The sequence below is a fragment of the Herbaspirillum sp. Her2 genome (assembly GCF_057961375.1).
This window is the reverse complement of sequence record NZ_CM176331.1, coordinates 5284873-5297798: the sequence shown is the minus strand read 5'-3', so window position 1 is coordinate 5297798 and position 12926 is coordinate 5284873. Positions and strand designations below refer to the sequence as shown.

The following is a 12926-nucleotide window of genomic DNA, read 5'->3' as shown; positions in this document are numbered from 1 at the left end:
CTTCAGGCGAACCCTGGTTTATTGCTTGATGACGGTCTTGGCCGAGCTCACCAGTTCCGGCGACAGGGTCACGCCCTGCTTCTGGGCGGCGGCGGTGTTGACGAACAGTTCCAGCTTGCTGCTGGTGGCCGAGGCGATGTCGCCCGGCTTTTCACCCTTGAGAATGCGTCCGACCACCTTGCCGGTCTGGCGGCCCAGGTCGTAATAGTTCACGCCCAGGGCAGCGATGGCGCCGCGCTTGACGCTGTCGGTGTCGGAGGCCACCAGCGGGATCTTGGCGTCGTTGCCGACCTTGACCAGCGCTTCATAGGCCGACACCACGTTGTTGTCAGTGTTGGTGTAGATCACGTCGACCTTGCCGATCAGGCTCTTGGCGGCCGAACCGACGTCCACCGAACGGGGTGCGGCGGCTTCCACCAGGGTCATGTTGGACTTGGCCAGCAGTTCCTTCAGGGCCTTGACCACCACGGCGGAGTTGGCTTCGCCCGGGTTGTAGACCATGCCCACGCGCTTGGCGTTGGGGACCACGCGCTTGATCAGGTCGATTTGCTTGTCCAGTTCCAGCAGGTCGGACACGCCCGTGACGTTGGTGCCGGATGCTTTCCAGTCCTTCACCAGTTGCGCGGCCACCGGATCGGTCACGCCGGAATAAACCACCGGGATGCTCTTGGTGGCCGATACCAGCGCTTGGGCCGAGGGGGTGGCGATGGCCACGATGACGTCGGGCTTGTCGCCGACGAACTTGCGGGCGATCTGGGCGGCGGTGCCGGTGTTGCCCTGGGCGCTCTGGTATTCCCACTTCAGGTTCTTGCCGGCTTCAAAGCCTTCTTCCTTCAGCTCGTCCTTCACGCCGTCACGCACGGCGTCCAAGGCCGGGTGTTCGACGATGGCGGTCACGGCAACCGATTTGTCGGCAGCCATGGCCGGGGCTGCGCAGACGGCAGCCAGGGACAGGGCGGCGACCATCGCGCGCAGTGTCAGCTTGTTGGTGTAGGACATGCAGTCTCCCTTGGAAAAATGTGAACGAAAACCCAAAAACCCGAAAAGACGCTAAGTCTAGCCTAGCGCCTGTCAACAATCAATTTGCATGAAGGACCGCCGCCGCCCGCGCTGGCAGGCGTGCCGGGCGGCTCGCATTGCGGGACATCCCCTGATCGGGATCAAGCAGCGCGCCGGGCAAAAAGGGCGACGGGCGCTATAATCAGGCCCCATGTCTTCCCGCCTGCGCCCCTCCCCCACACGACTTGCCTTGCGCCGCCCCTGGCTGCGCCTGCAGGTGTGGACCAGCCTGGCGCTGCTGCTGGCGATGGTGGCTGCGCCCTGGTGGCAGCAGGCCGCCGCGCGCACCCTGCGCGACAGTCCGGCCATGGCCATCTGCAGCGTGGGCGGCGGCGCTTCCGGCAATGCACCGGTGCATCTGGCGGCCAGCCATTGCCCGCTCTGTTGCGGCGGCCAGGCGGCCACGCCGGCAGCGGATGCTTCCTTCGATACTACGGTCCTGCCGGGCATCAGCTATCCGCTGGCCGGCACCGCGCTACGCCTGCGTCCGCTCAGCCTGGCACCGGGTTCGCCGCGGGCCCGTGCACCACCGGCCTGAACCCGCCGTCCCCCGGGCCTTTGCGCCCACCCATGCAGGCCGCGCGCCCGCATTCCAGACATGAACAAGACAACCAGGAATCATTGATATGAAGCATTTCGTCCAAAAGCTGGCCACCCTGGCCATCACCTCCGCCCTGCTGGCTGCCGCCCCGCTGTCACAGGCCCATGAATACAAGCTGGGCCAGCTGGAAATCGGCCATCCCTACGCCCGCGCGACGGTTCCCGGCCAGCCGGCCGCCGGTGCCTACGTGAGCATCGAGAACAAGGGCAGCGCGCCGGATCGCCTGGTGGGCGTGTCCTCGCCGGTGGCCAAGTCGGGTGAAATCCACACCATGGCCATGGAAGGCAACGTCATGAAGATGCGCGAAGTCGAGGGCGGTCTGGAAGTCAAACCCGGCCAGAAGATCACCATGCAGCCGGGCAATGGCTACCACATCATGCTGATGGGCCTGTCCAAGCCGCTGCAGGCGGGAGAGAAGGTGCCGGCCACGCTGACCTTCGAGAAGGCGGGCAAGGTCGACGTGACCTTCAACGTCGAGGACCGCAATGCGGCAGCGGCGGGCAAGGATGACATGAAGGACATGAAGGGCCACATGCACCACTGATCCACCGGGCAGCCTGAAACGGCAAGGCCGGCAGCGAGCGATGCTCCTGCCGGCCTTGTCGTTTGCAGCGTACCGCGATCAGCCGGCCAGCTTGCGCACCTTGGCCAGCAGCTTGGTGGTGGAGCGGTCATGTTCGAAGGCAATCGACAGCACCTGGCCGCCATAAGCCGCCACGGCCTGGCCTTCGGGGATGGCGTGCATGTCGTAGTCGCCGCCCTTGACGTAGATCTCCGGACGCGCCTGCTGCACGGCTTCCAGCGCCGTGTCTTCATCGAAGGGGACTACCAGCGACACCGATTCCAGCGCCGCCAGTACCGCCATGCGGTCTTCGCAGGTGTTGATGGGACGGTCATCGCCCTTGCCCAGGCGCTTGACGGAGGCATCGGTATTGGCTGCCACCACCAGCGACGCACCCTGGGCGCGGGCCTGCGCCAGGTAGGTCACGTGGCCGCGATGCAGGATGTCGAAGACGCCATTGGTCATCACCACCGGCTTGGGCAATTGCGCTACGCGCTGCTGGAGTTCGTCGCGGGTACAGAGTTTGGATTCGAAGTCGGCCATCTTGATCGGGATCGGTTCGGGTAAGCGGGTGATTGATTGCTGAGTGCAGCATGAAAAAAGCCGCAACCTGGGTTGCGGCTTTCGTGATTGTACTGCCTTGCTGCCTGTGAAGGATTTTTCCCTGTCAGGCGGCCGCCGTACCCGGCGGCAGGATGCGCTGGGTCACTTCCTTGCGGTAGCGGTTCAGCTCCTGCACGTTGCTGAAGGTCCTTTCGAACAGCAGCGACATGTTGTGCAGGATGCGGTCCACGACCTTCTTTTCCCACTCGCCGTCGAACTTGATCTGGTTGTCCAGCCAGCGTTCCAGCCATTCCGGATCCGGCAGGCGGCTCTGGACGGTGTCGTTGGGGAACAGCGCCTGGTTCACGTGCAGGTTGGTCGGGTGCAGCGGCTTCTCGGTGCGGCGCGCCGAGGCCATCAACACGCCGATCTTGGCGAAGGCGGCACGGGCCTTGTCGCCCACTTCGTTCAGGGCCTTCTTCATGTAGCGCAGGTAGGCGCCGCCGTGGCGGGCTTCGTCCTGGCTGATGATCTTGTAGATCTGCTTGATGACCGGCTCGGTGTGCCAGTCGGCGGCACAGCGGTACCAGTGGTTCAGGCGGATCTCGCCGCAGAAGTGCAGCATCAGGGTTTCCAGCGGCGGGGCGGGATCGAACTCGAAGCGCACGTTGTGCAGTTCCTCTTCGGTCGGGCACAGGTCCGGGCGGAAGCGGCGCAGGTATTCCATCAGCACCAGCGAGTGCTTCTGTTCCTCGAAGAACCATACCGACATGAATGCCGAGAAATCGCTGTCCCCGCGATTGTCGCGCAGGAACATCTCGGTAGCCGGCAGCGCCGACCATTCCGTGATGGCGTTCATGCGGATGGTCTGCGCCTGTTCGTCGGTGAGCAAGGAAGCGTCGAACTTGTCCCAGGGAATATCCTTATCCATATTCCAACGGACCTGCTCTAGCGATTTGAACAATTCTGGGTACAGCATCTCAGTATGTGCCTATATGCGTTAAGTGTTTGATTTTAACAAGATTTTCCCGATCCATACTAAAACGGTCAGGTTTCAGCAATATGACAGAGACCCGGCGCGGCTGCGCCCGGGGCCAGGCTCTGCCATGGCGAGGATCAGGGGGAATTTGGCTTGCGGGAGGCTGGCTTCTTGTTTTGCCGGGATTGTACAACAGCCGTCCGGGCGGGCGCGCTCGTATTTTCCGCACGCTTGGGCGCTTTCTTGACCGCTGGCTTCTTCGGCGCCGTCTTGGCTCCCTTGGCCGGCTTGGGAGCGCCAGCAGGCTTGGCTTTGGCGCCTGCCTTGGGCTTGGGGGCAACTGTCTTATTTTCGCTACGCTTAGGAGCCTTCTCGGGCTTGGGCGGCTTGGCGGGCTTCAACAGCGGTTCCTGCTCAGCCAGGCCACCGGCCAGGGCGTTGCCGACGGCATGCTTGAATTGCTCCTGCAACACATTCCACCAGGCATTGGGATTGGCGATGGCGGACTGGAAATCCGGCGCCGGCGGAGCACTGCCCTCGGCTTCTGCAGCAGGCTCGGCATCGGCCTGCGGCGCAGCGGCTTGCTCCTCTGCAACTTCAGGCACGGAAGCAGGCTCTTCCTCTTCTTCAGGCGTTTCTTCGGGCTGGGCACCTGCTCCCGGCCACATCGGGAAACCGAAGGGGAAAGCCGGGGCCGCGCTGCCCTCTTCCTCCGCCGGGGCCTCGGCCTGGGGCGTGCCGCGCGAGGCCATGATCTCGCTCATGGCCTGCAGGGTGGAGAGGGTCGCGCTCTGCACTTCCAGGGTCTGGATGGTGGCCTTGAGCATGTTCAGGTTCAGCTCCAGCCAGGAGGCCACGGTCTTCAGGTCGCTGATCTTCTTGTTGATGTCCTCCACCGACAGCGAAGGCGTGGCCATCGCGGGGGCGCCCATGCTGCTCCACATCTTCTTCATGAAATCGATGGTATCGGCTACCGAGCCTGCGCCCGGCATCTGCTCATGGTTCAACATTGATCGCTCCTCTTGTTGTGGTGTCGTGCTCAGCGTGGCGGGCGCTGCATCCGGCACGTGCTCGGCAGTGCGGTCTGCTCGGCCGGGATGAAGCGCTCGGTACGGAATCCGAAGCCGCTGCCCTCATTGTCGAAGCGGATGCCGCCACTGTCGGCGCGCTGCATCTGCATCAGGTAGAGCGGCTGGATCAGCTGGTGATCCTCGGCCCGCAAGGTCGCCTCGTGGAAGGCGTTCTGATAATGCGCGCCTTCCAATGCATATGCAACCGCCTTGGGATCGGTGCTCCTGGCTTTCTCGATGGCCTTGACCAGCATGTCGATCATCACCTGCATGCGCAGGTAGAGGTAATCGTCCTTGGGCTGCGGATAGCGCTTGCGGAATTCCTGGTAGTAGGCGTCGCTGGGCGAGCCCGGATTTCCGCCGGCATTGGGATGCCATTCCGCCACCGCACGCACCACGCCCACACCCGCATCACCGATGGCCGCAGGCGCGCCCAGGCTGTTGGCATAGAAGGTGTAGAACTTGGCCTTGAAGCCCGCATCACGTGCAGCCTTCACGAGCAGCGTCAGGTCATTGCCCCAGTTGCCGGTGATGACGGCGTCGGCCCCGGCGCTGCGCATCTTGGCGATGTAGGGGGCGAAATCCTTGATCTTGCCGATGGGATGCAGCTCGTCGCCGACGATGGCGATATCGGGCCGCTTGGCCGTGATCTGCTCGCGCGCGGCCTTGGCGACCTGGCGGCCGAAGCTGTAGTCCTGGCCGATCAGGTAGACCTTTTTGGTCGCCGGATCAGCCTTGATGGCTTCGGTCAGGGCCTGCATGCGCATGTCGGCACTGGCATCGAAACGGAAATGCCAGAAGCTGCATTTCTCGTTGGTCAGCGTGGGATCGACCGCCGAATAATTCAGGAACAGCACGCGCCGGTCCGGCTCGCGCTGGTTGTGCTTGTTGACCGCATCGATCAAGGCCGCAGCCACGGCCGAGCTGTTGCCTTCGATCAGGAAGGGAATGCGCTCGTCCGTCAACTGGCGGAACTGCACCAGCGAGTCTTCCACGCCCAGCTTGTTGTCGAAGGTGGAGAGCTGCAGCAGGTGCTTGCCATCGGGCAGATTCACGCCGCCGCGCGCATTGACGCGCTCGATGGCGTAGCTGATGTTGCGCACCACCGCTTCACCGGCATTGGCGAAAGGACCGGAGAGGCCATCGATCATGCCGATGCGCACCGGCGGCAAGGGTGCGGCAACGCTGGAAACCGGGGTGGAAACGGCGGCCAGCGCCAGCAGGGCGGCCGGGAACATGCGCAGGGGCAGGCGGAAAGACAGGGACAGGTTCATCGATTCTGCAAGAGACAGCGGCAAAACCCGCATTGTACGTTGTTTGAAATGGCCCTCCTTTGCCCTGCGCCCCCACGACGCTCCTTGCATGATCCGATACACTGGCGGGCATGAGCGAAGTTTCCCGTCCCACCCGGCGCTGGCCGCGCCTGTTGATCCTGATTGCATCGAGCCTGGCACTGCACGCCGCGCTGGTGGACTGGGGCCGGCGCCAGATCGTGATGCCGGGCCGGACGCAGGAACAGGCCATCACGGTGGAACTGCGCCCGGTGCCGCCGCCGGAGCAGCCGGTGGCACTGCCGACACCCAAGCCGGTACCACCGAAGACGGCCAAACCGTCCACTCCCGCCAGTCGCCCGGCACCACAGCCACGGCGCGCGCCCGAGCCCTCCGTCGAACCGCCAGACGAGCCTATCCGCGAGACCGTGGAACGCATCACCACGCCTGCCCCGGAAGCGCCGCAAACGGCCGCAGCGCCCTCCGCTGCGGAAACTGCGGGCCCGGCGTCGCCAGGCAGCGGACCGGGCAGCGGCACCGCCAGCACCGCAACCGGCAGCGGCGATGCGCCCGAGGCCGCCACCGGCAAGCAATACCAGACCAGCGCCCCGCCCAGCGTGCTGCTGGAATACGACGTCACCGGCACCAAGGACCAGCAGCCGGCCTACGGCCGCGGCAGCATCGCCTGGCACAACGAGGGCGATCACTACAAGGTGGAAGGCAAGGCCAAGGCGCTGTTCTTCACGCTTCTCAATTTCACCAGCGTGGGCGAGCTTGATGCCTGGGGCGTCTCGCCCGAGCTCTATACGGAACAGAAGGGCTTCAAGTCGGCCACCAACACCCATTTCAATCGCGAACGCAACGTCGTCAGTTTTTCCGCCTCCACCACCAGCTACCCGCGCCGGGGCGGCGAACAGGACCGCGCCAGCCTGATCTGGCAACTGGCCGCCATCGGCCGGGGCGATCCCGGCCAGCTCCAGCCGGGCGCGGTGATCGACCTGTTCGTGGCCGGCGTGCGCGATGGCGAAATCTGGCGCGTGCAGGTCTTGGGCCAGGAAAGCCTGACGCTGCCCGTCGGCACCGTCCAGACCTGGCATGTGGTGCGCCAGCCCAAGCCCGGCTCCTATGACGACCGCGTCGATATCTGGCTGGCCCCGCAGCATGAGTGGTATCCGGTGCGGGTGCGCTATACCGACCTGCGGCCCAATGGCGACTACACCCAACTGGACCTGTCGGGCCTCAAACCGGTGGACCAGTAAGACCAGATCCTGCAAGCCCTGTCAAAATCGGAAACAATTGCGCACAATTACGCGCCCGGACGGCAGAACCGCCCCCCGGCATTTTGGTCGTATTCCTTCATATGGCTCGGCATTGCCTCATCGCCGAGCCCCACAGAGACCAACACGAAGAGCTCGCCATGACATTTCTTTCATATCGCCTCAAAACCACCCTCGCTGCGCTGCCGCTGGCCGCCCTGATCGCCAGTGCGCCCGCTCTGGCCGCCGACGGTCCGCATCCGGTGGACAAGCGCCCCTTCAACCTGCCGCCTTCGGCCGAGCTGCATTACGCCATCACCGCCAAGCAGAGCGGCCTCGATCTGAAGGGGGAAGGCCTGGTCAAGTGGACGCAGAGCAAGACCGCCTACAGCGTCAACACCGAAACCCGCGCCATGCTGCTGGGCAAGATCCTGGAAACCAGCAGTGAGGGCAGCATCGACGCCTACGGCCTGGCCCCGTCGCGTTTCGTCGAAAAGCGCCTGCGCCGCGAACCGACCACCACCACCTTCAATCGCGAACAGAACAAGATCACCTTCACCGAATCGGCCGAGAGCTTTCCGCTGCAGGGGGGCGAGCAGGACCGCACCGGCATCACCTGGCAGTTCGTGGCGATTGCCCGTGCCAATGCCGCCAAGATGAAGCCGGGTTCGGAGTGGAATTTCTTCGTGGCCGGTCCGCGTGATGCCGAGCAGTGGACCTTCAAGGTGGTGGGCCGCGAAAAGATCAAGACCGCCCAGGGCGAGACCGAAGCGCTGCACCTGTTCCGCAATCCGCCCCCGGACGACCAGGCCCAGAAACTCGACATCTGGCTGGCACCGAAGATGGAGTGGTATCCGGTGCGCCTGAAGTTCACCGATCCCAATGGCGACTATATCGAGCAGGTGCTGGATTCGGTCAAGAAAACCAACTAAGCTTGCCGCTATTGCAGGCGCGGGGCCAGGCCGGCAGCGATGCCGCCTGGCCCCGCGTGCGTTTTTCGCCCCCATCACGCGCCTGATTCCCCCGATTCCGATTACTTGTTGAGCCCGACCATGTCCGCCAATCCCGCCAATCCCGCCAATCCCGCCACTCCCGCCATCGCCCCGACCCTCAGCACCCAGAGCGCCCTGGTGCTCTTCTCCGGCGGACAGGATTCCACCACTTGCCTGGCCTGGGCGCTGTCCCGCTATCAACGGGTGGAGACCATCGGCTTCGACTACGGCCAGCGCCATGCCATCGAACTGGAAGTGCGTCCGGCCCTGCTGGAAAAGATGAAAGCCTTCTCGCCTGCATGGCAAGCACGCCTGGGCGAGGATCACATGATCGACCTGTCGCTGATCGGCAAGATTTCCGACACGGCCTTGACACGCGATGTCGCCATCGCCATGCAGGACAACGGCCTGCCCAATACCTTCGTGCCCGGCCGCAACCTGCTGTTCATGACCGTGGCCGCCACGCTGGCTTATCGCCGTGGCTTGAACGTGCTGGTCGGCGGCATGTGCGAGACCGATTTTTCCGGTTATCCCGATTGTCGCGACGACACCATGAAGGCGCTGCAAGTGGCGCTCAACCTGGGCATGGCCACGCAACTGAAGGTGGAAACCCCGCTGATGTGGATCGACAAGGCCGAGACCTGGTCCCTGGCCGAATCGCTGGGCGGTAGCGCGCTGGTGGACCTGATCCGCGCCGATACCCACACCTGCTACCTGGGCGAACGCGGCCAGCTGCATGACTGGGGCCATGGCTGCGGCAAGTGCCCGGCCTGCGAACTGCGCGCCCGTGGCTATCAACAGTACGCGGCACGCAAAAGCGCCGGGTAATCGGGCACAATAGGCTCACCATTCCAAGAGCGAGCCTCATGCCCCAAGCCCGCACCACCCTTCTGCTCGCCCGCAGCGCCGCCGCCTTGCTGGTGCTGCTGGCCAGCGCCGAGATCGGCCGCCGCATCGCCGACCTGCCCAGCCTGCCCGCGCTGGTCGACCTGCAATTCGACCTGACCCCGCGCAGTCAGAGCTTCAAGGTATTCGAGGACAACCCGATTGCACGATCCTCGCATCCACAGCCGCTGCCCACCGCGCTGCGCCCGCTCAACATTGATGTGCCCTGGAAAGACGGCAAGCGCCTGCCGCTGATCGATTTCATCAAGGGGACGGCGGCGCACGCCTTTGTGGTGATCCAGGATGGCAGCGTGGTCTATGAGCGCTACATCGATGGCTACGATGCCAATTCGCGCTTCACTTCCTTCTCGGTGGCCAAGTCCTTCGTCTCGGCGCTGACCGGTGTGGCGCTGAAACAGGGCAAGATCCGATCGCTCAATGATCCCATTGGCCGCTATCTGAAACCCGATGAGATTTCCCCGGCTTACGCCAACATCACCATCGGCCAGTTGCTGGACATGCGCTCCGGCATCGATGTCGATGAAAACTACGGCGGGTCGCTCGCCTCGCCGGTGGTGCGCATGTTCGTCAGCACCGACCTGCAGCGTTTCATCGCCCGCCGCAGTGGTTTGCGCTTTGCACCGGGTTCTCGCTTCGAATATCGCAGCGTCGATACGCTGATCCTGTCGCGGGTGCTGGCGCGCGCCACCGGCATGCGCCTGTCCGACTTCGCCCAGCAGGCGCTGTGGGAGCCGCTGGGCATGGAGCAGGACGCCAGCTGGAGCGTGGACAGCCGCCAGCATGGCGTGGAGAAGGCCTTCTGCTGCCTCAATACCACGGCGCGCGACTTCGCCCGCCTCGGTTTGCTTTATCTGCATGGCGGCCGCATCGGCGAGCAGCAGATCGTCAGCCCGGCCTGGGCCGCCGAGCCGCGTCAGCCGGTCAACAACGGCAATGCGCTGGATTATCGCGATGGCTGGTGGATCCCGCCGGGCAATGCCAATGACCGCGACTTCTCGGCCATCGGCGTGTTCGGCCAGTACATCTACGTCAACCCGGCCACGCGCACGGTCATCGTCAAACTCAGCGACTACGGCACGGAGCAGGATGAAGTGCTGACCATGCTGGCCATGCGCAGCATCAGTCATGTGGTGTCGGGCAAGGAGTAAGCTGGCCTGCCGCATACCGATGGCCATGAAAAAAACCGCCTGTCTTGCAACAGGCGGTTTTCGTTTGAAGCAGCGATCAACGGAAAAAATTTAAATGATATAAATCGTTTATATTTTTTGATCCGTTCATCGAAAATCAGAAATCAGAACAGCTCGTTCTTCATCTGCGTCTTGGCTTTTTCTTCTTCCGGCGTCAGCCCACCGCGATCGCCCATGCCCAGGTCACGCACCATTGCGCTGGGCGGGAACTCGGCATAGTAGTACTCGCCGCCCGATTCGATCACGCCATCCGGCACCTTGCGGTCCACGTTGGGCACATCCTTGAGCGCCTTGGACATGTAGCTGATCCACACCGGCAGGGCCAGGCCGCCACCGGTTTCGCGGTCGCCCAGGCTCTTGGGCTGGTCATAGCCAATCCACGCAATCGCGGTCAGGCCCGGTTGATAGCCGGCGAACCAGGCATCCATGGAATCGTTGGTGGTACCGGTCTTGCCGGCCAGGTCGGTGCGTTTGAGCGACAAGGCCTTGACGGCGGTGCCATGGCGCACCACGTCGCGCAGCATGCTGTCCATGATGAAGGCATTGCGTGCATCGATGACGCGATTGGATTCATCCTCGGCAGTAGCCGGCTTGGCCTGCGAGAGGACTTCGCCGTTGCTGTCGGTGACCTTGGTGATCAGGTAGGGATTGATCTTGTAGCCGCCGTTGGCAAACACCGAATACGCGCCCACCATCTGCAGCGGCGTGACGTTGCCCGCGCCCAGCGCCAGGGTCAGGTAGGGCGGGTTCTTGTCGGCATCGAAACCGAAGCGGGTGATGTATTCCTGCGCATACTTCACGCCCACGCGCTCCAGGATGCGGATGGACACCAGGTTGATCGACTTCTGCAAGGCGCGGCGCATCGAGATCGGGCCTTCGAACTTGCCACCGTAGTTCTTCGGCTGCCACACCTGGCCGCCGGTCTGGGTGAAGGTCAGCGGCGCATCATTGATGATGGTGGCCGGCGACAGGCCCTTTTCCAGCGACGACGAATAGATGAAGGGCTTGAACGACGAACCCGGCTGGCGCCACGCCTGCGTGACGTGGTTGAACTTGTTGCGGTTGAAGTCGAAGCCGCCGACCAGCGAGCGGATCGCACCATCGCGCGAGTTCACCGAGACGAAGGCCGATTCCACTTCCGGCATCTGGGTGATGATCCAGCTGTTGCCATCCTGGAACACGCGGATGATGGCGCCACGGCGGATCTTTTTCTGCGGCGGTGCCTTGTCCGACAGCAGGTTGGCACCGAAGCCCAGGCCGGCACCGGAGATGCTGATCTCTTCGCCGGTCGAGAGCATGGCGGTGATTTCCTTGGGCTTGGCCTCCAGCACCACGGCGGCGACCATGTCGTCACTGTCGGGATGGTCGGCCAGTTCCACTTCAACCGCATCTTCCACCACTTCCTTGGTGGCCTTCTCCGGCAGCTCCATGTAGCCTTCCGGACCGCGATAGCCATGGCGGCGCTCATAGTCGATGATGCCGCGGCGCAGGGCGATGTAGGCGGCGTCCTGGTCGGCCTTGGTGATGGTGGTGAAGACGTTCAGGCCGCGCGTGTAGGTCTCGTCCTTGTATTGCGCATAGACCAGCTGGCGCGCCATTTCGGCCACGTATTCGGCGTGCATGCCGAAGGCCGAGCTGTCGCCCTTGACGCGCAGCTCCTCATCCTTGGCTTCCTGATACTGGGCATCGGTGATGTAGCCCAGCTGGCGCATGCGCAAGAGAATGTACTGCTGGCGCGCATGCGCGCGCTTCGGATTGACCACCGGGTTGTAGGCCGAGGGGGCCTTGGGCAGGCCGGCCAGCATGGCTGCTTCGGCGATGGTGAGGTCCTTCAGTTGCTTGCCGAAATAGATCTGGGCGGCCGAGGCGAAGCCATAGGCGCGCTGGCCCAGATAGATCTGGTTCATGTAGACCTCGAGGATCTGGTCCTTGGTGAGGTTGTTCTCGATCTTCCAGGCCAGCGGAATCTCATAGAAAAACTTGCGCGTGGCCTTCTGCAGGAAGGTCGGCTCGTTGCTGGTCAGGAAGAAGTTGCGCGCCACCTGCTGCGTGATGGTGGAAGCACCGCCGCCGCCGCCGGACAGGTTGGAGAAGGTGGCGCGGGCGATACCCTGGTAGTCGACACCGCCGTGTTCGTAGAAACGGTCATCCTCGATGGCCAGCACGGCCTTCTTCATGATGTCCGGGATGTCCTTGAAGTGGACCAGGTTGCGGCGCTCCTCGCCGAATTCGCCGATCAGCACGCCATCGGCGGAGAAGATGCGCAGCGGGATCTTGGGGCGATAGTCGGTCAGCGTATCGAGGTCGGGCAGCTTGGGATAGGTCAGGGCGACGATGAAGGTCACGCCCAGCAGCACCATCACCACCAGGCCCAGCACGGTACCGAACAAACCCAGAAGGATGCGCAGCGACCAGTGCATGCGCTTGCGGGGCGCTTTTTCTGCGGGGGCATCCGCCGATGCCGGTTTGGGTTGATCGCCGCCGTTGGAAGATGAAGACA

The 12926-nt window shown here is 63.6% G+C and carries 12 protein-coding genes; 6 read left to right on the top strand and 6 right to left on the bottom strand.

From position 1 onward, the window contains the following. Positions 1-18: 18 nt before the first annotated feature. Entirely contained in the window at positions 19-999 is a 981-nt protein-coding gene (locus tag ACWHXP_RS24025; protein WP_034331297.1) for an ABC transporter substrate-binding protein, read from the bottom strand. A gap of 211 nt (positions 1000-1210) precedes the next feature. Between ACWHXP_RS24025 and ACWHXP_RS24020 the strand changes: the two genes are divergently transcribed. Together ACWHXP_RS24020 and ACWHXP_RS24015 are read left to right on the top strand one after the other, a co-directional pair. Continuing rightward, positions 1211-1597: a DUF2946 family protein gene (locus ACWHXP_RS24020; RefSeq protein WP_489634878.1), complete on the top strand. Its 387-nt coding sequence runs from the start codon at positions 1211-1213 to the stop codon at positions 1595-1597. A gap of 88 nt (positions 1598-1685) precedes the next feature. Then, the gene (locus ACWHXP_RS24015; RefSeq protein WP_259433368.1) at positions 1686-2204 is read left to right on the top strand and encodes a copper chaperone PCu(A)C; all 519 of its coding nucleotides are present in this window, start codon (positions 1686-1688) and stop codon (positions 2202-2204) included. Positions 2205-2282: 78 nt separating this feature from the next. Here ACWHXP_RS24015 and rfaE2 read toward each other — a convergent pair whose 3' ends face one another. The 4 genes from rfaE2 to ACWHXP_RS23995 all read right to left on the bottom strand — a co-directional run bounded on the left by rfaE2 (position 2283) and on the right by ACWHXP_RS23995 (position 6088). Beyond that, a complete protein-coding gene (gene rfaE2 / locus ACWHXP_RS24010; RefSeq protein ID WP_034331294.1) occupies positions 2283-2765 on the bottom strand; it encodes a D-glycero-beta-D-manno-heptose 1-phosphate adenylyltransferase in 483 nt (160 codons plus the stop codon). Between the two features lie 124 nt (positions 2766-2889). Continuing rightward, positions 2890-3744, bottom strand: coding sequence for a ferritin family protein (locus ACWHXP_RS24005; protein ID WP_034331293.1), 855 nt, complete (start codon positions 3742-3744; stop codon positions 2890-2892). 137 nt (positions 3745-3881) lie between these two features. Next, complete coding sequence (locus ACWHXP_RS24000) at positions 3882-4754, bottom strand: PhaM family polyhydroxyalkanoate granule multifunctional regulatory protein (RefSeq protein WP_489634879.1); 873 nt, start codon at positions 4752-4754, stop codon at positions 3882-3884. A 29-nt stretch (positions 4755-4783) separates the two neighbouring features. Continuing rightward, on the bottom strand, positions 4784-6088 hold the full coding sequence (locus ACWHXP_RS23995) for a branched-chain amino acid ABC transporter substrate-binding protein (protein WP_252696487.1): 1305 nt from the start codon (positions 6086-6088) through the stop codon (positions 4784-4786). A 110-nt stretch (positions 6089-6198) separates the two neighbouring features. Between ACWHXP_RS23995 and ACWHXP_RS23990 the strand changes: the two genes are divergently transcribed. The 4 genes from ACWHXP_RS23990 to ACWHXP_RS23975 all read left to right on the top strand — a co-directional run bounded on the left by ACWHXP_RS23990 (position 6199) and on the right by ACWHXP_RS23975 (position 10387). Continuing rightward, positions 6199-7344, top strand: coding sequence for a DUF3108 domain-containing protein (locus ACWHXP_RS23990; RefSeq protein ID WP_489623892.1), 1146 nt, complete (start codon positions 6199-6201; stop codon positions 7342-7344). A gap of 158 nt (positions 7345-7502) precedes the next feature. Continuing rightward, positions 7503-8273 (top strand): DUF3108 domain-containing protein, encoded by a 771-nt coding sequence (locus ACWHXP_RS23985; RefSeq protein WP_209532619.1) that lies wholly within the window; start codon positions 7503-7505, stop codon positions 8271-8273. 120 nt (positions 8274-8393) lie between these two features. Next, positions 8394-9161, top strand: coding sequence for a 7-cyano-7-deazaguanine synthase QueC (gene queC, locus ACWHXP_RS23980; protein WP_489634880.1), 768 nt, complete (start codon positions 8394-8396; stop codon positions 9159-9161). A gap of 38 nt (positions 9162-9199) precedes the next feature. Continuing rightward, entirely contained in the window at positions 9200-10387 is a 1188-nt protein-coding gene (locus ACWHXP_RS23975; protein WP_134223514.1) for a serine hydrolase domain-containing protein, read from the top strand. A 143-nt stretch (positions 10388-10530) separates the two neighbouring features. On the opposite strand, the gene ACWHXP_RS23970 is transcribed toward ACWHXP_RS23975, so the two are convergent. Continuing rightward, positions 10531-12846: a penicillin-binding protein 1A gene (locus ACWHXP_RS23970; RefSeq protein ID WP_209584658.1), complete on the bottom strand. Its 2316-nt coding sequence runs from the start codon at positions 12844-12846 to the stop codon at positions 10531-10533. Between the last annotated feature and the right edge of the window lie 80 nt (positions 12847-12926).